At 69.8% G+C, this 21,979-nt stretch carries 18 protein-coding genes, 1 tRNA gene and 1 pseudogene; 12 read left to right on the top strand and 8 right to left on the bottom strand.

Going from position 1 to position 21,979, the window contains the following annotated elements:
• The first annotated feature begins 325 nt into the window (after positions 1-325).
• Complete coding sequence (locus CED_RS10130; protein ID WP_023840445.1) at positions 326-1,222, top strand: restriction endonuclease; 897 nt, start codon at positions 326-328, stop codon at positions 1,220-1,222.
• Positions 1,223-1,559: 337 nt separating this feature from the next.
• On the opposite strand, the gene CED_RS10125 is transcribed toward CED_RS10130, so the two are convergent.
• Positions 1,560-1,889, bottom strand: a complete 330-nt coding sequence (locus CED_RS10125; RefSeq protein WP_035730000.1) for a hypothetical protein — start codon at positions 1,887-1,889, stop codon at positions 1,560-1,562.
• A gap of 507 nt (positions 1,890-2,396) precedes the next feature.
• On the opposite strand from CED_RS10125, the gene CED_RS10120 reads away from it, so the two are divergent.
• A complete protein-coding gene (locus CED_RS10120) occupies positions 2,397-2,969 on the top strand; it encodes an HD domain-containing protein (RefSeq protein WP_035910091.1) in 573 nt (190 codons plus the stop codon).
• Here the strand turns inward: CED_RS10120 and CED_RS10115 are convergent.
• Positions 2,933-3,403 carry an NUDIX hydrolase gene (locus CED_RS10115; protein ID WP_035910089.1) on the bottom strand — a complete coding sequence of 157 codons (471 nt, stop codon included), beginning with the start codon at positions 3,401-3,403 and terminating at the stop codon, positions 2,933-2,935. The genes CED_RS10120 and CED_RS10115 overlap by 37 nt on opposite strands.
• A 5-nt stretch (positions 3,404-3,408) precedes the next feature.
• The gene (locus CED_RS10110) at positions 3,409-4,197 is read right to left on the bottom strand and encodes a helix-turn-helix domain-containing protein (RefSeq protein WP_235187003.1); all 789 of its coding nucleotides are present in this window, start codon (positions 4,195-4,197) and stop codon (positions 3,409-3,411) included.
• A 291-nt stretch (positions 4,198-4,488) separates the two neighbouring features.
• On the opposite strand from CED_RS10110, the gene CED_RS23630 reads away from it, so the two are divergent.
• Entirely contained in the window at positions 4,489-4,764 is a 276-nt protein-coding gene (locus tag CED_RS23630; RefSeq protein WP_023840446.1) for a hypothetical protein, read from the top strand.
• The gene (locus CED_RS23625; protein WP_035910131.1) at positions 4,761-5,252 is read left to right on the top strand and encodes a hypothetical protein; all 492 of its coding nucleotides are present in this window, start codon (positions 4,761-4,763) and stop codon (positions 5,250-5,252) included. Before CED_RS23630 ends, CED_RS23625 begins: the two co-directional genes overlap by 4 nt.
• A 47-nt stretch (positions 5,253-5,299) precedes the next feature.
• Here CED_RS23625 and CED_RS10095 read toward each other — a convergent pair whose 3' ends face one another.
• On the bottom strand, positions 5,300-5,788 hold the full coding sequence (locus CED_RS10095; protein WP_011435585.1) for a helix-turn-helix transcriptional regulator: 489 nt from the start codon (positions 5,786-5,788) through the stop codon (positions 5,300-5,302).
• 184 nt (positions 5,789-5,972) lie between these two features.
• Here CED_RS10095 and CED_RS10090 point away from each other — a divergent pair, with 184 nt between their 5' ends.
• The 4 genes and pseudogenes from CED_RS10090 to CED_RS10070 all read left to right on the top strand — a co-directional run bounded on the left by CED_RS10090 (position 5,973) and on the right by CED_RS10070 (position 9,931).
• Positions 5,973-6,377, top strand: a complete 405-nt coding sequence (locus CED_RS10090) for a hypothetical protein (protein ID WP_035910085.1) — start codon at positions 5,973-5,975, stop codon at positions 6,375-6,377.
• Between the two features lie 440 nt (positions 6,378-6,817).
• A pseudogene (locus CED_RS10080) lies at positions 6,818-8,100 on the top strand (FtsK/SpoIIIE domain-containing protein); the annotation flags it as partial.
• Between the two features lie 14 nt (positions 8,101-8,114).
• Positions 8,115-8,414: a hypothetical protein gene (locus CED_RS10075; RefSeq protein WP_011435589.1), complete on the top strand. Its 300-nt coding sequence runs from the start codon at positions 8,115-8,117 to the stop codon at positions 8,412-8,414.
• A 248-nt stretch (positions 8,415-8,662) separates the two neighbouring features.
• Positions 8,663-9,931 carry a site-specific integrase gene (locus CED_RS10070; RefSeq protein ID WP_011435590.1) on the top strand — a complete coding sequence of 423 codons (1,269 nt, stop codon included), beginning with the start codon at positions 8,663-8,665 and terminating at the stop codon, positions 9,929-9,931.
• Positions 9,932-10,038: 107 nt separating this feature from the next.
• Here the strand turns inward: CED_RS10070 and CED_RS10065 are convergent.
• Positions 10,039-10,111, bottom strand: a tRNA-Arg gene (locus CED_RS10065).
• A 352-nt stretch (positions 10,112-10,463) separates the two neighbouring features.
• Between CED_RS10065 and CED_RS10060 the strand changes: the two genes are divergently transcribed.
• Complete coding sequence (locus CED_RS10060) at positions 10,464-11,141, top strand: single-stranded DNA-binding protein (protein WP_035910083.1); 678 nt, start codon at positions 10,464-10,466, stop codon at positions 11,139-11,141.
• Positions 11,142-11,227: 86 nt separating this feature from the next.
• Positions 11,228-13,648, top strand: a complete 2,421-nt coding sequence (locus CED_RS10055; protein WP_035910128.1) for a glycosyltransferase family 39 protein — start codon at positions 11,228-11,230, stop codon at positions 13,646-13,648.
• On the opposite strand, the gene CED_RS10050 is transcribed toward CED_RS10055, so the two are convergent.
• Positions 13,626-15,065 carry a DUF1254 domain-containing protein gene (locus tag CED_RS10050; protein ID WP_011435593.1) on the bottom strand — a complete coding sequence of 480 codons (1,440 nt, stop codon included), beginning with the start codon at positions 15,063-15,065 and terminating at the stop codon, positions 13,626-13,628. The two genes, CED_RS10055 and CED_RS10050, sit on opposite strands and share 23 nt — an antisense overlap.
• Before the next feature lie 258 nt (positions 15,066-15,323).
• Here CED_RS10050 and ettA point away from each other — a divergent pair, with 258 nt between their 5' ends.
• Positions 15,324-17,006, top strand: coding sequence for an energy-dependent translational throttle protein EttA (ettA, locus tag CED_RS10045; RefSeq protein ID WP_011435594.1), 1,683 nt, complete (start codon positions 15,324-15,326; stop codon positions 17,004-17,006).
• Between the two features lie 41 nt (positions 17,007-17,047).
• Here ettA and CED_RS10040 read toward each other — a convergent pair whose 3' ends face one another.
• Together CED_RS10040 and CED_RS10035 are read right to left on the bottom strand one after the other, a co-directional pair.
• A complete protein-coding gene (locus CED_RS10040) occupies positions 17,048-17,470 on the bottom strand; it encodes a globin (RefSeq protein WP_011435595.1) in 423 nt (140 codons plus the stop codon).
• Between the two features lie 33 nt (positions 17,471-17,503).
• The gene (locus CED_RS10035) at positions 17,504-19,408 is read right to left on the bottom strand and encodes a glycoside hydrolase family 13 protein (RefSeq protein ID WP_011435596.1); all 1,905 of its coding nucleotides are present in this window, start codon (positions 19,406-19,408) and stop codon (positions 17,504-17,506) included.
• 397 nt (positions 19,409-19,805) lie between these two features.
• On the opposite strand from CED_RS10035, the gene CED_RS10030 reads away from it, so the two are divergent.
• Positions 19,806-21,965 (top strand): SpoIIE family protein phosphatase, encoded by a 2,160-nt coding sequence (locus CED_RS10030; RefSeq protein WP_035910081.1) that lies wholly within the window; start codon positions 19,806-19,808, stop codon positions 21,963-21,965.
• The last annotated feature ends 14 nt before the right edge of the window (positions 21,966-21,979 follow it).

The following is a 21,979-nucleotide window of genomic DNA, read 5'->3' as shown; positions in this document are numbered from 1 at the left end:
CCGTCCGTGCGCGTTCGCGAAAGCCTATACAGGCTGCTTGACGACCTGGCCACCTCGGCCTCCATCCGCTGACGTCCGTCGTTGTTCGCTGGCCCGGCTGTGTAGATGCCCATACCGCCGCCACTTCTCAGGAGTGGGCTGCGCTCCGCTGTCTCCACGAGTGCAGTGGCGTTCACGTTCGCTTGTGCCCGCAACNTCAGTCCCCAACTCCCGGCCTGGGAACGGACGCGGGCCATGCCGAGACGGTCGCCACCCCGCGCGTACAGGGGAAGTCGCGCGACGTTCTAAGATCGTGTTACGCGAGTATCGGGGAGGGGTGCGCCGGGTGACGAGCCCTGACGTCGGTGTGCCGACATACGATCAGCTGCTCTGGCCGACGATCAACGCACTGCGCGATCTTGGAGGGTCCGGCGCGATCTCGGAGATTAATGAACGAGTCATCGAGCTGGAGAAGTTTAGCCCAGAGCAGCAAGATCAGCTACATGGAGACGGGCCGCGGACGGAGATCGAGTATCGGTTGGCCTGGGCTCGTACCTATCTGAAGATGATGGGCTTGACCGACAATAGCAGTCGTGGCGTTTGGACGTTGTCGGAACCAGGGCGCTCCGTTGACAGGGCAGATATTCCCAAGATCCATGCTGAAGCCAAGCGTGCTTGGGCCGCTGAACGTGCCGAGAAGGCGCGCAAGCCGGCCGATTCAGAACCCAAGGCCACCTACGAACAGGCGACGTCGGACGACGGAGAAAAAGACCAGGAAATCGCCTGGAAAGAGGAATTGCTCGAAGCGGTGATGGCGATGCCGCCCGACGCATTCGAGCGCCTTGCTCGCCGGCTCCTCCGGGAGGCCGGGTTTATCAGCGTCAATGTCACCGGCGGCACCGGCGATGGTGGCATCGATGGGCTGGGAATCTACCGTCTCTCGCTCGTCAGCTTCCCGGTATTCTTCCAATGTAAGCGGTACAAGGGAAGTGTTTCTCCGAGCGCTGTCCGAGATTTCCGGGGGGCGATGGCGGGCAGGGGAGATAAAGGGCTTCTGATCACGACGGGATCGTTCACCTCTGCCGCTCAAAAGGAGGCAACCCGCGACGGCGCTCCTCCGGTTGATCTGATCGACGGGGATAGACTCTGTGACCTCCTCCGTGAATACAACCTTGGAGTCAAGGTGGAGATCGTCCAGCACGAAAAGGCCATAGTTAACCGAAGATTCTTTGACGACATTTGAATTGAACTCGCAGAAAGCCGGCAGTCTGCGCTAACATCCGGCTCGTCCGTCGGCTCTGGATGGCGAAGTGAGTAACCCGCGGATAAGAGATCTTCGGTGGTTCGTCTGCCGGTGTCCGTGGTCGCCCGCCGGTGCCGGTCACAGGCTCGGTCTCGTCCGCCGAGTCCGTGACCGTCCGCCGGTGCCGGTCACAGGCTCGGTCTCGTCCGCCGAGTCCGTGACCGTCCGCTGGTGTTCGCGGGCTTGGCTGCCACTCTGGCTGCCGTCCACTGCGGCCTGCTCCCTGACGGATGGAGGAAGTGCGCCCAAAAGAGCGCGGCCATCTCGGCAGCATCGACTACGGCAGCAGCATCTCCTCCTGGGGGTCGTAGCAGACCAGACGCATTGATGCCGCGAGTTCGGCTGTGTAGGCGGACACCTCCTCGGCCATGCTCCACACGACGCAGAGGTAGAGGAATGGCCCGGACGGCTGGGGTGTGACCGACCACGGGGCGGTGTCGTCATCCGGCCACCGGTGCGTCAAAGCCTCACAGTAGGCGGCGATGAGGTCCGTGGCGGGCGTCTCCGGGTCGTCGTCGTAGCGCTGGAACATCTCGTTGAACGCGGACCCTGCGGCCAGATTGTCTGCTGGTCGCTCGCCTTCCCAGCTCACAAGATCGAAACTCACGGGAGCAGTCTGCCATCTGGGTACGACATGTCAGGCCAAGGGCGGTGCCGCCCTCTGTAGGCGTCTAACGGCGTGGTGCGATCGGAAGCAACCTGGTCGAAGCCAAAACGATCTCGAATGGTGACCGCAGACAGGCTCGTCGCTGGCAGGCCGGGCGGGTCGGGCTGTCGGAGGAGCGAAGCGCCCTGGCACTGGTGATGGGGCTGTCGGCTGGCGTGCCCTCTGCTCGTTTTTTGCGGCTGCCCACCGGCGTGCGCGACGAACGTCCGCAGAACCGCGTTCCGTGCCCCGGCTGGTTCACCCCACGCTGACGACCGGCGCCCTTCGTCGAACGCCTCGGATGGTCTACGCGGTGCGGGGTGCGACGGGCCCGGCGAGCACGGCCGCCAGGCCGCGCGCAGGCGGTCGCGCGGCGCGGCCCGCACCGCGACTTGATCCTAACTCGGGTAATTCGGCAGTCTCGGGCTCTCGCTGACGGGCTGGTGGTGCTCGCCGTACCGTGATCGGGTGGAGGTAGCGGTTGCTGAGCGGTTGGCGAGCGAGCTGCTGACCCCGTTGGGGGATCGGTGGCGGCATGTGCAGGCCGTGGCGGCGGCTGCTTGGGAGGTGTCCGCGGCCGTCGATCCGGAGGAGCGTGACCTGCTCGTCGCGGCGGCCTGGCTGCATGACATCGGGTACGCCCCGCCGATCGGTCACCTACGGTTCCACCCCGTGGACGGCGCCCGGTTCCTCGAATCCCACGATGCGCCGAAGCGGCTGTGCGCGCTGGTCGCGCATCACTCGTGTGCCCGGTATGAAGCCGAGGAGCGGGGGCTGACGGCGGAGCTCTCCGCGTGGGAGCTGGAGGTGTCGCCGGTGATGGACGCGCTGTGCGCCGCGGATATGACGACGGGGCCACAGGGCCAGCGGTTCACCTTCGACGAACGGATCGCGGAGATCCTGTCCCGCTACGGCGACGGCTCGATCGTCCACCGGTCGGTCACCCGGGCTCGGGCGGACCTGCAAGCCACCGTGGAACGCACGACCGCACGGCTCGTGGCGGTTCAGCCGAGGNAGGGCGTGGCCCGGTTCTCCAGGTAGTGATCGATGCGGAGGCGCATCGATGGGTGGATGTTCAGCCCGTCCAGGTCCTCGGGCGCGACGAACTTGACCTCCTTCGTCTCGCTCGAGGTGCGTAGCTCTCCGCCAAGATTGCGGGTGGTGAAGCAGAGCGAGAACTGCTGGCGGACCTCGCCGTCGTCGTAGGCCAGGACATGCCGGGGGTTGGTGTAGACCCCGATGAGTCCGGTCACCTCGATGTCGATGCCGGTCTCTTCCTTGGTCTCGCGGACGGCGGCGTCGGTGATGGACTCGCCGAGGTCCATGCCGCCGCCGGGCAGGGCCCACAGGTTGTTGTCGGTCTTGTGGACCATGAGGATCCGCCCGGCCTCGTCGGTGACCACGGCGGTGACGGACGGGACGACGCTGTTCGCCTTGGGGGCGTTCGGGTCGTTGAAGTAGTCGATCCGTGCCAAGAGGGTCAGGCTCCTTCGGTGGTGGCCCAGATGCGTTCGAAGCTGGCGGCGTAGTGGTCGAAGAGTCCGCCNGGCTGGGCGCGTAGGTGCATGACGGGGGAGTGCGCGGCGGGGGCGCCGTAGACGTGGGTGTTCACCAGCATGTCGCCGTCGAAACGGTAGATGGAGTTGTAGAGCGTGGTGGCGTGTAGCCGCAGCTCGATTCCGGGCGCGTCGCGCAACGATGCCAGGTAGGTGAGGGTGATCCGGGTTCGGGCGGCGAGTCCGTCACCGATGCCCTCCTCGTCGCCTCGCAGGGCGACGGCGGGGGAGTCCGGGTCCCCCAGGGCGTAGCGGATGTTCACGCCTTCGGCGCCTTTGCGGCGGAGAACGGCGGTGAAGTCGGCGTGCCCGTCGGGGAGGAACAGGCCAGCGATGACGAGGACGTCGACCTGGTGACGCGCACCGGCGAACAGCGTCCGCNACAGCTCGGCGGGAACGGCGGCGCGGCTGGGGTAGACGCGCACGACATCGCTCGGCACGTCCGCGGCCGGCGACCCGGGCTCGGTCCGGGGCTCGGGGACGGCGCCCGGTCTTTCGGCAAGCCCGATGCGTCCGCGGGGGATGCCGATGCCGTCGGCGATGCGCTCGAAGATCTCCAGGCTCGTGACCTGGCGGCGGCCGTTCATGATGTCGCTGACGTGGGACTGCGGCAGGCCGCACACGGCGGCTATCTGCGTCTGGGTGGCGCCGGTCCACTGGCGGTAGATCTTGAAGACGGTGCCGATGTCGCGGCGGGCGAGTGCGTCGGCCATCTCGGGTCGCTCCCAGAGTCCCGGCGGGGNCTGGGGNAACGGACGACGGACGGACACCATGGCGGCCTCCGGACGGTAGGTGCTCCGACCGTCTGTCCTCGATCGGGCGCGCAGAGCATATCCGGTCTCCGTATAGATCGGAAGTCTCGGTGTATACGGCCGGCGGCCTTCCGTGACCGGCTGTCCGGTTGGACGGTGGGCGGGCGTCGGTTCCGCTGCGCGACGGACACCTGTTGCGGGCCGGTTCCGGCGCTTTGTCGCACGCCACCGACCAGTGGAGGACGGATCGTGATGTTCGACAGGGGGAGTGGAGGTGACCCGGGTCCGCTGCTGTTCGGCATCGTCCGCTTCGAGCCGGGCGGGGACCGCCGGGTACGGGACACGGTCATCACCTTCCCCGGGGCGACAGCGGCGGATCTGTTCGCGATCGAACAGGGCTGGCACGACTACCAGGTCACCTCGCTCCGCTTCTTCGTCCACGACGTGCGGCCGGCGGCCGTCGACTGGACGAGGTATAGGTCCGATGATCTGGCAGCGCGCTTCGCGGACCGTCGGCGGTGGCCGTGAGTGCGGCGGCCCGGTCGGGTCCGTTCCTTCCGCCGGTGCCCGCGGCCGGTGACGGCGCCGGTGGTGCGGGGGAGATGCTGTCGGCGGTCGTGATGATGCCGTGGGGGCCGGACGAGTGGGCGCTCGTCGTCCAGCCGGGCTCGGACTCGGCGGATCTCATGCGGGCCGTGTCCCGGATGCCGGGCGGGTTGAAGTACTCCGAATCGTTCGGCGATGTCGACGTGGTGCTCGTCTACCGGCTGCCGGATGGCGACAGTGCGGCGGCGGGAGTCGGGGGCGAGGATCCGGGCCCGTCCCGGCGGGGATGCGGAGGNGCGGCCGTGCGGACGGCGCTCGCCCTGGGCCTGACCCGGCCCGACTCGCGGTGGATGACCCGTGGGGAGCGGGCGGCCTTCCGGGCGGGGCAGGCCGAAGCCTTCGAAGCGGTCCGCCGGACCGTGCTCGACGCGATCGGAGTACCGGTGGCCAGCACCACAGCGCCGGGCTGATTGACTCGGCGACGTTCCGGACCTCGACGGGCCGGCTCGGGCGGGAACTACTCCGCCGGGGTCGGCCCGTCGTCGTTGCCTCGGGCGCGGCCGGGCTGGGTCGCTCCGGCTGCTCCGGCGGGCGCGATGCGCTCCGAGAGGTCGGCGAGACGCTGTTCGATCCGGAGCAGGACGGCGAGAATCTGCCGGTCGGTGCCGGTTCCTGCCCCTCCTCGGCCCGCGCGGCGGCCTGATGTCGCTGCTGCCGGCTGCTCCGGCTGCTTGCCGGGAACGAGCACGCGGACCAGGTGGTCGTCCGGCCAGTCCAGGGCGCGGGCGATGGCGGCCAGCGTGGCGTCCTGGACCCGGCGGCCGTGGGCTCCGCGCTGGAGTTGGCGAAGCGTCGCGACGGACACGCCGGATGCGGTGGCGAGTGCTTGCTGTCCCATCCGCTTCTGGTTCATCCTGGCGTTGAGGGCGTCGGCGACAGCCTGCCAGTTCTCACCCTCGACCTTGCCTCGCGCCGTGTACGGCGGAACCCCCCGTTCGCTTGTCACTCGTCAAAGATAACGTTGTCGTGGAAACGCATTCTAGACGGTCACCGGATAATTTCCATCCGCACTCCGTATACATAGATACGAAAGCGCTTGGCGATCGGTTCGTGAGCGGTTCAGAGTAGGTGCTGCCCGACAGAAACCGGACTTCCGGTGGCGGGGCTGACCCTACGGAGGTAGACGGACTATGGCGATACCGCGACGCATTCCGGTGCGTTTCGAGGACGTGTTCCCGGCGGGGGCGTTCGTCCTCGGCGTGGAGGCGGCGAACGACTACGACAAGGTAAAGGCGAACGCTCCCGATCCACAGGAGCGCGACCCGAACACCGGCGAGCGGGTCTGGGCGGTCCGCGTGCTGGACCCCGACCCGGCGGCCCGGCAGGCGGAGCTGAAGGTGAAGGTCGCCGCCGCGGTGCAGCCGGTCCTGCCGGAGGCGATGCCGGGCACGCCGTTCCGGCCGGTGCAGTTCGAGGGGCTGACGATCACACCGTGGGTGGACATCAACGCGAAGTTCCCCAAGCAGGGGTACGCCCTGCGCGCGGTGGGCCTGCGGCAGGTCGGCCCGCTGCGGCGGACGGGGGCGGCGGCGTGAGCGGCGAGCCGAAGCAGTCGTACGCGACGCTCGGCCTGTCCGTCGGCGCGGACTGGTTGGTGACCTGCCACACCTACCCCGACCGCGCGCCGATCCTGGTCGTGGACGCGGGGCGGGTGAGCCTGAGCGTGTCGGCGCTGGGGCGGGAACCGGACGCCCGGCATGTCGACTTCGCGTACAAGCTGCTCGCGGCGGTCAACGACTACCTGATCGCCTACGAGAAGTTCCAGTTCGAATCCCAGGAAGCCACGGAATCCGCCGAAGCGGCGGCGGTGGCGGTAGCGGCTCCGGCTGACGACATGGCCGGGCCGCGCGCCGCGTANTTTTCCCGCCGGTCGTCGGCATCACGAGGAAACGAATTCCCGTTTCTCGCCTTTCCCTCTTCGTTCGTCAATCCCGTCGGTCTGTGTTTCGTGCGCTCGAAAACAGGTGGTATTGCCATGTCCAGAATCAACGGTGACCAGCGATTCCCGCGGGTTCCCTCGCGGGTCGACAAGGTGCGCGTGCCGGTGTGGATGCTGCTGGTGGCGGTGGCCGGCAAGCTGCTGTGGCTGGCGCGCGGGGCTGCTGGCGTCACCGCGTCGCCGTGGCGTTCGTGGTCGGCCTGCTTCTGGTGGTGAACCGGGTGGGGCTCGTCGGCCTGGCCGTGCTCGTCGCGGCCTTGGTCCTGGTGGCGGTCGCGTGGTGGCGGGTGCATCCGCGGTCCTTCGGGCCAGTGGCCTGGNGGGNGTGGGGACGGGCGCGGCTGACGTTCGTCTACCGGTGGCGCTGGAAGCCGGCGATGGTGCACACCGACCTGGCGATCCGCATGCCGACGTCGACCGGTGATCAGGTGACGTTCGACGAGTACTTCCCGCGGATTCGGAAGATCCGTTCGTCGCGGTCGGTGGACGTGCTGCGGGTGGAGCTGCTGCCGGGGCAGACCCCTGCGGAGTGGGCGGAGCAGGCCGAAGCCTTGCGGCACGTGTTCCGGGCTCGGCGCTGCCAGGTGCGGGCGGAGACGTTTCGGTTCGTCCGGGTCTCCTTCCACCATCGGGATCCGCTGACCCGGCCGGTCACTCCGCCGGACCTGGACGACACCACCGATCCGGACGACTCCGCCGACGATGCCGGCTCTGACCCTGCCGGCTCTGACCCTTCCGGAGCTGTTCCCTCCGCTCTCGTCCGCCGTGGCGGGCGTGCGTCGCGGCTGCTCGCCGGGCTGTCGGCGGTGCCCGTCGGACGGTGCGAGGACGGCCGTCCCTGGACGTTGCCGGTCCGGGGAACTCACGTGCTCGTCGCGGGGGCGACCGGGGCGGGTAAAGGCTCGGTGCTGTGGTCGCTCGTCCGCGGTCTCGGTCCGGCGGTGCGGGCGGGGCTGGTGGAGCTGTGGGTGTGCGACCCGAAGGGCGGGATGGAACTGGCGTTCGGGGAGCCGCTGTTCGCCCGGTTCGCGACCGACACCGACGCGATCGCGGATCTCCTCGACGACGCGGTGAGCGTCATGCGGGACCGGACCTTCCGGCTCGCGGGAACCACCCGGCTGCACGTCCCGACGGTCGGTGAGCCGCTGATCGTCGTGGTGGTCGATGAGATCGCTTCCCTGACGGCGTATGTGACCGACCGGGAGGTGAAGAAGCGGATCGGGGCGGCGTTGCCGCTGCTGCTTTCCCAGGGTCGGGCGCCCGGGGTTGTGGTGGTGGCGGTGCAGGACCCGCGTAAGGAGGTGTTGCCGCTCCGGGAAAGGAGAGAAGTCCTGTGAACATCTTCTCGTCTGGCAACTTCGGCGCGTGGCGCACCCCCGGCGGAGACTCCCCGCTCGTCGCGACCCACAAGACCAACACCGGTGACCACGAGCTGACGATCCGGCCCGGCGCGGACGTCGGCGACCTGGCGGCGATCCTCGCGAACCTTCCCGCGGATGCCTTCTTCACCGAGCACTACGGCGACGTGAACGCGGTGCTCGTGTTCCGCCAGGTGCCTGGACTTCCGGCAATGGTCCCGGCGAACGGAAATCCATCGACGGATCCGGCGGCGGCGAACATCAGCCGTCCGTAACGGCAGTCCTGCCTGCTCTAACCACATTTTTCTTCCGTTCTCTGGTGGCGTTTCAAGCTGTCAGGGTGTCGGACGGGTCCAGGGTCGGCCGAAGGCCGATCGCGTAGCGACGCCGTAGGCGCCCTGGACGCGGCCGGCGCCCCGGCAGACCATTCCAACGCCAGAGAACGGAACGCCACCGGAACCGGGCAACGTCGCCCGCGGCCGGCGTGAACCTGTCCCGTTCTTCCGGCAAGGAGAAGTCACCCATGCCCAGTACCACCCCCGGCTCGTCGAACGGCCGGCGCAAGGAGCGCAGGAAGCGCGCCAACGGCCAGGGCTCCATCTACCAGCGCGGAGACGGCCTGTGGGTCGGCGCGGCCTACGTCCTGATGCCTGACGGGACGACCAAGCGGCGGCCGGTCTACGGCAAGTCGGAAGAGATCGTCCGCGGCAAGCTCACGGAGCTTCAGGCCAACTCGGATCAGGGCATTCCGGCGGACGCCACCGGATGGACCGTCGAACGCTTCCTGACGGTCTGGCTCGCGCAGACGGTGAAGCCGAACCGTCAGCCGAACACCTATGTCACCTATGAGAAGGCGGTTCGGCTGTACCTCATCCCGGGGCTCGGGAAGAAGCGGCTGAACAGGCTGAGCGGTGCGGACGTCCGGCAGTTCATCCGGCGGACGGAAACCACCTGCCGGTGCTGCGAAATGGGCAGGGACAAGGCGCGGCCGGAACAGGAACGGCGCTGCTGCGCGGTCGGCCAGTGCTGCAACCGCCGTCCATCGAAGCGTCAGGTTCAGGTCGTGCATGCCGTGCTCCGCAACGCGCTCCAGGCGGCGGTGCGCGAGGAACTGATCCGACGGAACGTGGCGAAGCTCGTCCAGGTCTCGACCCCTCGTTACAACGTCGACCGGGGTCTGACCGTCGAGCAGGCACACCGGCTTCTCGATGAAGCTGCCGGCAATCGGCTGTATGCGCTGCTGGTCCTGGCGCTGTTCCTCGGGATGCGCCGCGGGGAGCTGCTCGGGCTCCAGTGGTCGGACATCGACACCGACCGGGAGACGCTGACGATTCGGCACACGCTCCAGCGGGTCGGCGGGGAGCTGCGGCTGCTGCCGCCGAAGACGGAGGACTCGGAGCGCACGCTGTCGCTCCTGGGCCTGGTGGCCGACGCACTCACCGAGCATCGCAAGCTCCAGCAGGCGGAACGGGACGCGGCCGGCGACCGCTGGGTGACGACGGACCACGTCTTCACCACGAAGATCGGAACGGCGATCGAACCGGACAACCTGCGCCGCTTCTGGATGCCGCTGCGTCAGGCGGCCGGGCTCGACGGGGTCGTGTTCCACGGGCTGCGGCACACCTGCGTGACGCTGCTCCTGGACCTCGGCGTGCCGCCGCACATCGTCCGTGACATCGCGGGCCACTCGGCGATCGAGGTGACGATGACGATCTACGCGCACGCCTCGATGGGGGAGAAGCGGCGGGCTCTGGGCCGGCTCGACGGCCACCTGACCGGGCCCCGACCCTGACTCGTTGCTACACCGGTTGCTGCACGTGGGGGTGTCGGGGGGCTCGGCCCCCCGGCAGGCCTGACGAGGGGATCGAAAAGGCGCAGCATGCGAGCCTGATCCCCGAGTGCGCCCGGCAGGGATCGAACCTGCGACCTGGTGCTTAGAAGGCACTCGCTCTATCCACTGAGCTACGGGCGCGCTTGCAGGGGATGGGCCCACCGGGGAGCTACAACAGGGTAGCAAGGTTCGACCAGGCATCGAACACGCGGGGACGCGCCGTCTCCTGGGAAGGTCAAGCTCCTGGGAAGGCCGAGGTACGACGCTGAGGCGTCCGTGGCAGGTGGGCAGACGGGATGCGTCGCGGACCGGCGTGGGGTCCGAGCGTCGGCGTGCCGGTGCGCGTGGGTCCGTGGATGCGTGGCCTGTGGGCGAACCCTCGTTATCCACAGGCGACCAACCGAGGGTTTCCGAAGTCGCCGTGACGGCTCACTGTGGGAGAGGCCGTTCGCGGCCAGCCCGGCGGATCCGTCCCTGACCCGAGGAGCACGCCATGCTCGAGACGACCATCACGCTTGTCGGCAACCTGGTCGACGATCCGGATCATCGGATGACGGCCAACGGTGCGTCGATATGCNCCTTCCGCCTCGCATCGACGCCCCGCCGGTTCGATCGTTCCGAGAGCCGCTGGGTCGACGGAACCACGCTGTTCCTGCGGGTCTCCTGCTGGCGCCAGCTCGCGGACAACGTCGCTGCCAGCCTCGTCCGGGGTGATCGCGCGCTCGTCTACGGCAGGCTGCGGCAGCGGTCGTTCGAGACGGGCGAAGGGGAACGGCGGGNTACCTACGAGATCGACGCGGATGCGGTCGGAACCGAGCTCACCTGGCATGCGGCTCGCTCGGAGCGACTTGCCCGTCGCCCGGGCTCCGCGGTGGTGGCGGCGGCCGCGACGGATGTTCCCAGTGATCCGTCCGCTCTGNTGGGATCCGCTCTGGTGGGATCCGAGCACGGCGCTCTGGCCGGCTTCCCGGTCGCCGGTGCGGATGCGGATGCGGATGCGGCCGGAGCGGCATCCGCCGCGACGGCCATGGCGTCGATGGCCGAGGGACCGCCGGAGGGTTCCGGGCGGCTCCAGGGCGCGGGTGCGGCGCCCGGCGAACCGCGCCCGTCCGCGGTGACGGTCGGCGATTCCCCCTGGCAGTCGTTTCCCTCCTCCCATGACCTGTCCTGACCGTCCAGCCGATGGTGGGGACCTGGAGGGCGAGTCGGACCGACCTGCGTCCGCTGCGGCCGAGGGCGCTGGGTACCGTGCCGTGGATGAGCAGCCGGCACGAGATGGGGCAGACGGGGCCTGTCTCCGTCGAACCCGGGACAGAGCCGCAGGCGCCCTTCGACGTCATCGATGCGCAGGTTGTCGTGAGTCCCGGCTTGGAGAGCGGCCTTGCGCACGGGACACCCGGATCGGTGGTCGTCGCCGCGCCCAGGGGTGACGCCGTGCCCAGGGGTAACACTGGGCTCGGGGGTAACACTGGGCTCGGGGGTGACGCCGAGCCCCGGAACGACACGCCGCGGTCCCGGCCGGACGGAGAACAACCGCCGGCCGGGCCGCCGGCCTCCGACGCCGCTCGCGGTCGGCGGACTCCCGTCCAGCGGCTGCGCGTTCGTCTCGCGAGCATCTCGGGGCCCGCTCGGTACGTGATGGTGCTCGCCGTTCTGAGCGCGGCGGTCGCCGTCGTCCTCCGGCACACCGTGTTCCCGTTCCTGTCGGTCAACAACGACGAGGGCATCTACCTCCTGCATGCCAGGACCCTCGCCGAGGGCCGCCTGTTCCCGCCCGCCCCGGACCCGGCACGGTCCTACCTGCCGTGGCTGGGAACCGTTGTCGGCGATCACTACGTGTTGAAGTACACGCCCTTCGTACCCGCGATCTTCGCAATCGGCATCGTGCTGACGGGAAGCATCGATCCGGCGCTTGCAATGATCGTCATGGCGGCGGTCGTCGTCACCTACCTGCTGGGCGTCGAGCTGTTCGGTAGCCGGCGGACCGCGGCGTTGGCGGCGACCCTGCTCGCCCTCTCCCCGCTGGTGATCCTGCAGAGCGCGATGGTGCTGAGCTACTTGCCGACCCTGGTGCTGCTGCAGGTGACCGTTCTGGGGGTGTTGCGGGGACGGCGCCGCCGACGGGCGGCACCGGTGGTCGTCGCGGGCCTCGCCCTCGGCGTGGCGGCGGCGGTGCGGCCGTATGACGTCGTCCTGCTCCTGGCTCCGCTCGCGATCTGGCTGCTCCTGACCTCCACGGGCGGGCGCTGCTGGCTGGGCCGGTGGCTGCTTTGCGGGCTCGCCGCGCCCGTGGCGCTTGTCCTGCTCAGCAACGCCGCTGCCACCGGTGACCCGTTGCGGCTGCCGTTCACGCTCCTTGAACCCGACGACAAGCTCGGCTTCGGGGTGCGCAAGCTGTATCCCGGCGACGGCAGGCACGACTTCGGCTTGCTCGAAGGGCTGCGGTCGGTCGGCGACCACCTGTGGCTGTTCGGCGGCTGGGCCTGCGGGGGAGTGGTGCTGGCCGGCTGCGCGATCGTCGTGGCGGCTCGGCGGCAGCTGTCCGCACCCGCCGCGCTCCTGGGTGCGGGNGGGCTGCTCTTCCTGGGCGGATACGTCGGCTTCTGGGGCGCGTGGAACGCGGCCGAGTTGTGGGGCGGCATCCGCTACGTCGGCCCTTTCTACCTGGTCCCGGTGCTCATCCCGCTCGTCCACCTCGGCGCGGAGGGCCTGGTCAGGGCCGGCGAAGCCGTCTTCGCCCGCGGGCGAAGACTCGGGCTCATCGCCGTCGCGGGGACCGGCGCCGCCATCCTGGCGCTCACGGCCGTCGTCCTGGTCGGGGCGGTGCGCGCCAACCTCACGCTCACCGGGCACGACCGTGACCTCAGCGCGATGCTGGACCGGCTGCCGGGCGATCCGCTCGTGTTCGTCGCGGCGAACCCGCCGTTTCTCGGGCATCCCACTCCGGTGACCGCGAACGGGCCGAAGCTCGAAGATCCTGTGCTGTTCGCCGTGTCGCGGGGGGTCGACGATCTCATCGTGGCCGCTGACCACGCGGACCGCCCGGCCTATCTGCTCCGCCTGGCATCGGCCTACGACCGCTCACCCGCCTCGCCCTCCACCGCGCGGGTCGAACGGCTGGCGGTCAGGAGCGGCAGGCGNGNGGNNNNGACCCTGAGAGTGGATGCCGCGCCCGCGGGCGCCCGTTCCGCCCGCGTCGTGCTCACCGAGGGTGTCCGCCGCCTGTCGATTCCGGTCCATCCGCGGATCCCCACCTCGATGATCCTCACCGTCGACGCGGACGGCCTNGATACCACCGATGTCATCAGTATCACCAGTATTGCCAACATCGCTGGCGGCATGGACAGCACCGGAATCGTGACTGACCGCAACGACTCCGGTCGGTCCCGGGTGCATTCCGGATCCCTCGGCCGTCCGTCGGCAAGCACCGTGCGGGACGGTCGGGGCACCTCCATCACCGTGGCCTACTACGCGACGAGCCCTTCCGGACGGGAACATTTCCTCGATCAGCAGGTGTTGCCCGTGCGGCTGGCCGCACGGGACGGTTCCCGGCCGGACGGTTCCCGGCCGGCTGCCGGCCCGCCGGTCACCGTGCTCGGATCCCTCGGGGAGGTCGATGAGGTCGGCGAGGGACGTCGGCCGCCGCTGCGCATCATCATCGATGATCGTCGAGGCTGACCTGCCCGCCCGGGTGACCTGCCTGCCCCGGCGCCCCGACGCCCCGGTGAACGGTCGTCCTGATGATCGGCTGGCCCGGTGATCGGTCGATGCGGCGGATGGGAGGGAGCACGTACGTTCCGTCGAGGACGTCGGCCCCCGGCTCGTAGATCCGTAGGACGGGCCGGAAATCGCCGACCGCCGCGGGCAGCCAGTTGTCAAGCGGCCCGCCGTCCTCCGGGGGATCACTCTGGAGCAGGATGCGCACCGAGCCGTCCGGACCGCGGCGCAGATCGCGGTCGCCGCTCCGCAGGGAATACCGGTGCAGGGGATTCTCGACGAGGTAGTACTCGGGCGCGTCGTACATCGTCAGCGACCAGAACGCGGCCTGCGGCGGCGGCACCAGCTCCAGCAGGTACCGGTGGGCCCCGCTCAGCTGGCGGCCGTCCGTGTCGATGGCACGGCTCGCCTGGATCTCCTCATAGCCGTGTGTCGCACCCCGCGGCAGTCGGGCGGCCATCGCCCGGGCGAGACGGGCCTGTGCCCGATCGCTTATCCGCCAGGCCGGATCGTCGATCGTGCCCGGTCCGAGTCGGTCCAGGTTGAAGTCGAGGGCATGCGGGGTGCTCACCCAGCCGTTCGTCAGCGCCCGGCCGGCGTGCGCCACCCGTTCGAGCTTGTCGCGGCCGGCGCGCAGCCCGGTGCGCAGGGACCAGGCGAGGCCCGGGTTGGGGTCGACGTACGGCGAAGGATCGTCGAGGATCCCGAGCGAGGTGAAGTGGCGGGCGTACTCGGCCTCGGCCCGCGACGGAGGATAGGCGCGCAGCCAGATGCGCAGCTCCTCCCAGAACCGGAGGTCGTCACAGACCCTCTTCGAGTGTTCCGGCGGTCCCTCCGCGCGGCGGGCCTCGGAATCCAGCGGGCTCAGGTCCAGTTCCTCCTGCAGCCGGGACACCGCCGCGATGTCCGCCGGGCCGTCGAAGCCGAACCGGTTGATCAGCGTCAGCAGCCGGGTCGGTGCCTCGATGCGGGCCAGCGACGCGGGCGCGCTGCCCGTCCAGCCCGGCGGGACGAGCAGATAGCGCCCACCTCGTCCGCCGGTGGTTCGCCGTCCCACGTAGGCGAAGTTGTTCCGCCAGGCGTCCATGAAGATCATAACGCTGTAACGATCCGGCGTGTCGGGGATCCGCAGGACCAGCGGACCCGGCGTGAGGTCGACCTCGGCCACCGAGCACAGGGCGTCGTTGTCGACGCTGACGAAGCAGGACAGTGGCGCGGGCGGTTCCGTCTCGTGAGCGAAGGCGTTGTACCCGGCGGGCCGGATTGGCCCGATTCCCTCAGCCGCCGTCCGTACGCTCAGCCGGACGTTGCTGACCAGGGGATATCCGAAGATGAACGCCTCGGCCGCCAGCCCGAGCCGATGGTCACTCGCGAGCATGCCGTCCTCCCCGTGCTCGTCATCTCCGTTTCAGTGGTCGCCTCCACGCCCCCACGTTTCAGTGGTCGCCCCCCACGCAGTGGTCGCCCCCCACAGTGGCCGCCTCCACAGTCCGTGCCCTTCTTTGTGGTGTGGTACCCACCGGATGCCGTCCGGGGGCCGGACGGCATCCGATGATCCGCCGGTCCCCGACGTCGGCCGACGGGCCACCGATCACCGCTGTGAGGAACGCGGGCGCGATGCCCTAGGGTTGATGGCATGGCGCAGTACGTCTTCCAGATGCGCAAAGCGCGCAAGGCCCATGGCGACAAGGTCATCCTCGATGATGTGACCCTGTCGTTCCTCCCCGGAGCCAAGATCGGGGTAGTCGGCCCGAACGGCGCGGGGAAGTCGTCCCTGCTCAAGATCATGGCCGGCCTCGATCAGCCGAGTAACGGCGAGGCGACCCTGAGCCCCGGCTACACGGTCGGCATGCTCGCCCAGGAACCCCCGCTGGACGAGACCAAGGACGTCCGCGGCAACGTCGAGGACGGCGTGCGCGAGATCCGCCGGGTGCTCGCCCGCTACGAGGAGATCAACGAGAAGATGTCCGCGCCCGACGCGGACTTCGACTCCCTCCTCGCCGAGCAGGCCGAGCTTATCGACAAGATCGAGGCCGCGAACGCCTGGGAGCTCGACAGCCAGCTCGACCAGGCCATGGACGCGCTGCGGCTGCCGCCCGGCGATGCCGACGTCACCCTGCTCTCCGGCGGTGAGCGCCGCCGGGTCGCGCTGTGCAAGCTCCTGCTTGAGGCTCCCGACCTACTCCTGCTCGACGAGCCGACCAACCACCTCGACGCCGAGAGCGTCGCCTGGCTGGAGCAGCACCTCGCCCGCTATGCGGGCGCCGTGCTGGCCGTCACCCACGACCGGTACTTCCTGGACAACGTCGCCGGCTGGATCCTCGAGCTCGACCGGGGCCGTGCCTTGCCCTACGAGGGCAACTACACCACCTACCTGGAGAACAAGGCGGCCCGGCTGAAGGTCGAAGGCCAGAAGGACGCCAAGCGGCGCCGGGTGCTCGCCCAGGAACTCGAGTGGGTCCGGTCCAACCCGAAGGCCCGCCAGACCAAGAGCAAGTCGCGTCTCGCCCGCTACGAGGAGCTGGCCGCCGAGGCGGACCGGGCGCGCCCGCGCGACTTCGAGGACATCCAGATCCCGCCCGGCCCCCGGCTCGGCAACCAGGTCATCGAGGCCAAGGGGCTCACCAAGGGCTTCGATGACCGNCTTCTCATCGACAACCTGTCGTTCACCCTGCCGCGCGGCGGCATCATCGGCGTGATCGGCCCCAACGGCATCGGTAAGACGACCCTGTTCAAGATGTTGACCGGCCAGGAGGCGCCGGACGCCGGAGAGCTCGTCATCGGCGACACCGTCGACATCGCCTATGTCGACCAGACCCGCTCGGGCCTGGACCCGAAGAAGAACGTCTGGCAGGTCGTCTCCGACGGCCTCGACCACATCGTCGTCGGCAAGGTCGACTTCCCGAGCCGGGCGTACGTGTCGTCATTCGGGTTCAAGGGGCCGGACCAGCAGAAGCCCGTCGGTGTGCTGTCCGGTGGGGAGCGTAACCGGCTGAACCTCGCGCTCACCCTCAAGCGTGGCGGCAACGTCCTGCTTCTCGACGAGCCCACCAACGACCTCGACGTGGAGACGCTGCGCTCCCTGGAGGACGCGCTGCTGGAGTTCGCCGGCTGCGCCGTGGTCATCTCCCACGACCGCTGGTTCCTCGACCGGGTCGCCACCCACATCCTGGCCTGGGAAGGAACCGACGAGGACCCGGCGCGCTGGTTCTGGTTCGAGGGGAACTTCGCCGACTACGAGACCAACAAGATCGACCGTCTCGGGCAGGAGGCGGCCCGCCCGCACCGCGTCACCCACCGCAAGCTCACCCGGGACTGAGGGCGCACCCGGGCCGGCCGGTGCCCGCGGGCACCGAGCGGTCAGTCGGGTCGGTTCTGCAGCGAATTCGCCGCCATCGACAGATAGTCCCAGAGCTGCCTGTCGAGATCGGGCGGCAGGTCCAGGGAGTCGACCGCGGCCCGCATGATCTTCAGCCAGGCGTCCCGCTGCGTCGGGCCGATCGCGAACGGGGCGTGCCGCCTCCGTAGCCGAGGATGCCCGCGCTGCTCCTGGTAGTCGGTCGGGCCACCCCAGTACTGGATGAGGAACATGCGCAGGCGCTCCTCAGCGCCGGTCAGATCCTCTTCCGGGTAGAGCGGGCGCAGTACCGGATCGTTCGCCACACCCTGGTAGAACCGGGCGACCAGCTTCCGGAACGTCGGTTCGCCGCCGGCGGCGTCGTAGAAGGAGCTGATCGGGAGAGTGCGCGGAGGAGACTGGTTCACCCGTCCATTCTGCGGCACGACGGTGCGGTCCGATCCGGGCGACGGGTGTTCTCAGCCGTCGCGGGGTGCGATCCACGCCGTCGTGTCGGGGGGCAGCGTCAGGGTCGCGCCGTCGTACCCCACCGGTCCGCTGGCGAGCACCAGCCGTCCGGGCAGCGGAATCGTCGCCTCCCCCTCGGTCGTCGTCACGCATGTCATACTGGCCGACCCCACCGAGGTGGGCGGGGTCGGGGGCACCGACGAGCCTGCCGGCGCGGGGCGGTCGAAGGCCAGGCATCCGGCCGGGGAGTCGTTCCGCCAGCGCAGGTCGTCGCCACGCAGGTGGGGGAGGGCGCGGCGCAGGGCGAGCGCGCTGCGCACAAGCAGCCAGGTCGACATCGGGTCGGCCGCCTGCGCGAGGACCGCGAGGTCCGCCCAGTCGGCGGGTTGCGGCAACCACGGGTCGGCGCCGGCCGAGGTGAATCCGTAGGGGGGCGCGTCCCCCGACCACGGCAGGGGGATCCGGGCGCCGTCCCGGCCCGGCGACGTCCCCCCGGACCGCGTCCAGATCGGGTCGCGACGGGCGGCAGGCGGCACCTCGGCCTGCGGCAGCGCCAGCTCGTCGCCCTGGTACAGCACCGCGGTGCCGGGCAGCGCGAGCAGCGTGAGCAGAGCGGCGCGCGCGCGGCGGGTCCCCGTGGGACCGCCGCCGTAACGGGTCGCCGGCCGCACCACGTCGTGGTTGGCGAGCACCCAGGTGCCCGGCGCGCCGACCGCCGTCAGCGCGGCGCGTTCGGCGTCGATGGCGGCCCGCCAGGCCGCCGCCGACCAGGGGATGCTCAGCAGGGAGAACGAGAACGTCAGGTGCAGCTCGTCCGGTCGCACGTAGCGGGCGAGCCGGGCCGGGTCGCGCACCCAGGTCTCCCCGATCAGGACCCTGGGACGCCCGTCGCGGGCGGTGTACTCGTCGGTGATCGCGCGCCACTCGCGGTAGATCTCGTGCACCCCGTCCTGGTCCCAGACCCGGGGCTCGTGCTCCTCGCGGAACCCGCTGTCCGGAGCCAACCGGGCGCCGGGCGGGTTGTCCCGTAGCTCGGTGTCCTTCACCAGCCCGTGGGTCACGTCGATCCGGAACCCGTCGACCCCTCGATCGAGCCAGAACCGCAGCGTCGCGGCATGGTCCGCGCGGACGGCGGGATGATCCCAGTTCCAGTCGGGCTGCTCGGCGTCGAACAGGTGCAGGTACCACTGGCCGTCCGCCACCCGCGTCCAGGCCGATCCACCGAACACCGATTCCCAGTTGTTCGGAGGCTGCTCGCCGCCGGGGCCTCGGCCGTCGCGGAAGATGTAGAGCCCCCGCTCGGGACTGCCCGGCGCGGACGCGAGCGCCGCCTGGAACGCCGGATGCGCCGAGCTCGAGTGGTTCGGCACGAGATCGATCAGCACGGCGAGCCCGGTCTCGGCGGCGTCGGCGAGCACGGCGTCGAGGTCCGCGAGGTCACCGAAGAGCGGATCCACGCCGCGATGGTCGGCGACGTCGTACCCGTGATCGGCCATGGGGGACGAGTAGAAGGGCGTGATCCAGATCGCGTCGACGCCGAGTTCCGCCAGCACGGGCAGATGCCGCCGTAGCCCCTCCAGATCGCCGATCCCGTCGCCATCGGAATCGGCGAAACTGCGAAGGTACACCTCGTACAGGACGGCCCGGCGCCACCACGTCCCGTCCTGGCCGGGCGACCGCCCCCGGCCGTCGGCGCCATTCGGGCGATCCAGTTCCCCGGCGTCGCCGGCTCCCGCGCTGTTGTCCTTGCTGGCCTCGGCGCCCTCGTTCCCCTCGGTGTTCTCATTGCCCTCGCCCGCGTCGCTTCGGTGGCCGCGCTGGACACTAGATCGAGGGCAGAAATAAGATATTTTATCTCTCTTGGTAGATGAGGGTGCCTTTGTGGAGTGGCCCTCAACAGAATGATGTGTCCTCATCTGGCTCCTTCTGGCTTTTCTGGTCCTTTTAGGACAGATGCTCCCTGTTGTGCGCCTATCCAGGGACCGCTCCGCCGCGTCGGGACGGCGCGGCGGAGCGCGTGTTCCTCGGTCGGGCGATGCCTGTCCAGCATCAAACTCGGTCGGTGGGGGCGAAGGTAGGGCGATGGGGTGCTGGTTGCGGCTCGGGTCGACGTTCCCCCGATGCGTGATATCCGATATCCGAACTAGACTTCCGCAGATGGACCGGGTGACTGGCTGTTACGGAGCGGTACCGGGAATCGGATTCGGTCGGGGATGTGATGGTGTGCCCGTGACGTCGGAACCATCCACCGGGAGTTCGCCCCAANCGCCCGGTATATCAGGGTTCGTCAGTGAGTCGCGGAGGTCCGATCAGGTGCGGCGGTCGGCGTCCGCAGGTCTGCGGGCCGCGCGGGAGGCCGTCCGCGCGCTGTGTCACGGTGCTCGGGGNGNCCATGACGACGGATCGGGCGGCTCCGATCCGTCCTTCCTGGCCGATGCCGGTCTCGTCCTCGGCACCTCCCTCGACCCCGATCGGGTCGTCGATCTGATCGCCGGACTCGCCGTGCCCCGCCTCGGCACGGGCGCCCTGGTGTGGCTGCGCGAGGGTGACCAGGTCAGGCTCGGTGCCTCGGTCTTCCACGACCCGAAAGTCGGCAAGATTATGCGGGCGATTGTCGCCACGCGGCCGCCCCAGCTCGCGGACGAATTCCCGCCGGGCGTCGTCATGCGTGAGGGCCAGACGTACTGTCTGCCGGACTTCGACGAGCTGCGCCCGGTGCCGCTGTTCCCGTACGAGCTCGCCTACCAGCAGTTCCGCCGGATCCAGAGCGGTCCAACCGTCACCGTCCCGTTGCCGGCGCACGGCCGGATCCTCGGCGCGATCACCGTCGGGCGCAGCACCGGCTTCTACTCCGGAGCGGAGGTGAACCTGCTGGAGGACTTCGCCCGGCGGGGGGCCGTCGCGCTGGAGAACGCACAACGCTTCCGCGAGGCACAGGAGTCCGCGCTGACCCTGCAACGGTCGCTCCTGCCGGCGCATCCCCCCGCACTCGACGGGGTCGAGATCGCGATGGAGTACCGGCCGGGGACGGCAGGCACGGAGGTGGGAGGCGATCTCTACGATGTCATACCGCTCGCCGGGGGACGGGTCGGGGTGGCCATCGGTGACGTGATGGGCCGCGGCCTGCATGCCGCGGCGGTGATGGGCCAGCTGCGGGCGGCGCTGCGCGCCTACGCCCTGGAGGATTGGAGCCCCGTCGAGGTGCTGACCCGGCTCGACCGGGTCGTCGGCCTGCTGCCCGGTCTCCAGCTCGCGACCTGTATGTACGCCGTCTATGACCGGAACACCGGCCGGGCGACGATCGCGAGTGCCGGCCATCTCGCGCCGTTGGTGATCCTTCCCGACGAGGACCCCGACTATCTGGTGCTCGACCCCGGGCTCCCGCTGGGAGTCTGCGAGGGGGCGATGTTCAGCGAGACGACCGTCGCGCTTCCACCCGGATCGGCGTTGGTGATGTTCACCGACGGCCTGGTGGAGTCGCGACGCCGACCGCTCGTGGACGGCCTGGACAATCTTCGACGCGGTCTTACCACACAGCGGGCCCGGGCTGCCGCGGTAGGCCTCGAGGCGGTCGAAGTCGCAGCGGGTGCCGACGTGGCGGCCGGAGGCGAGGGCGAGGGCATGAGCGCGGAACGGACCGAGAAGGCGGAACGGACCGAGAAGGCGGAACGGACCGAGAAGGCGGAACGGACCGGGAAGGCGGGGACGGATCGGCGGGCCCCCGGCCCGTCGCTCGGCCCACCCCCCGGGGTGCCGGAACGCCGCTCCTGGGCGGACCGGCGGCGCCGGGCGCGCAGGGTGAACTTCGCGGCGCGTAGCTGGTTCGGTCCGGACACCGTCAACGGCCCCGGCGAGGGCCCCGTCGAGGAGACCGCCCGCACGCTGCTCGAACGGTGCCTGATCGCCGCCGATCTCCCGGCCCGGACCGACGACGACNNCGCCATGGTGGTGCTCACCACGCAGGCCGTGAACCCGCCATTGCTCGAACTCGCGTTGCCCGCGGTGGCCGCGTCGGCAGGCGAGGCCCGGACAGCGATGCGTTCGGTCCTCGCCGAATGCGGGATCACCTCCGTCGAGGACGCGACGCTGCTGGTCAGCGAGGTGGTGACGAACGCGGTGCTGCACGCCCGCAGTGATCTGGTACTGCGGGCGTCGATGGAACCCGGTCGGCTGCGGATCAGTGTCGAGGACCGGGAAGGCGCGCGTCTGCCCCGGCCCGGCGCGGCCGCGGAGAACAAACCCGAGCCCGAGTCGGGGTGGGGCCTGCTGCTGGTCGAGGCGCTGGCGCTGGCCTGGGGCGTGGAGATGACCCCCGGGGGCAAGCGTGTCTGGTTCGACATCGAGATACCCGACCAGGAGCCGGGTGCTGCCGGCCCGACGAGACCGATCGTTGGACCCGATCCGTCNCCCTCGGCGGNCCCGNCCCGGAANCCTCCTCTCGNCCCGCCGATCCAGGGCCGGTGCTGGGGATAGCATCCGGGGCCGGG

The organism is Frankia sp. CeD (assembly GCF_000732115.1).
Taxonomy (GTDB): Bacteria; Actinomycetota; Actinomycetes; order Frankiales; family Frankiaceae; genus Frankia; species Frankia casuarinae.
Note: the sequence above shows the minus strand (reverse complement) of the source record. Positions and strands in the feature narration are given on the sequence as shown.

Coding starts and splice junctions, on each gene's coding strand:
- CED_RS10090 (WP_035910085.1), top strand. CDS start 5,973: ATGGCGATACCGCGACGCATTCCGGTGCGTTTCGAGGACGTGTTCCCG.
- CED_RS10070 (WP_011435590.1), top strand. CDS start 8,663: ATGCCCAGTACCACCCCCGGCTCGTCGAACGGCCGGCGCAAGGAGCGC.
- CED_RS10050 (WP_011435593.1), bottom strand. CDS start 15,065: ATGCTCGCGAGTGACCATCGGCTCGGGCTGGCGGCCGAGGCGTTCATC.
- CED_RS23630 (WP_023840446.1), top strand. CDS start 4,489: ATGTTCGACAGGGGGAGTGGAGGTGACCCGGGTCCGCTGCTGTTCGGC.
- CED_RS10035 (WP_011435596.1), bottom strand. CDS start 19,408: ATGAGGACACATCATTCTGTTGAGGGCCACTCCACAAAGGCACCCTCA.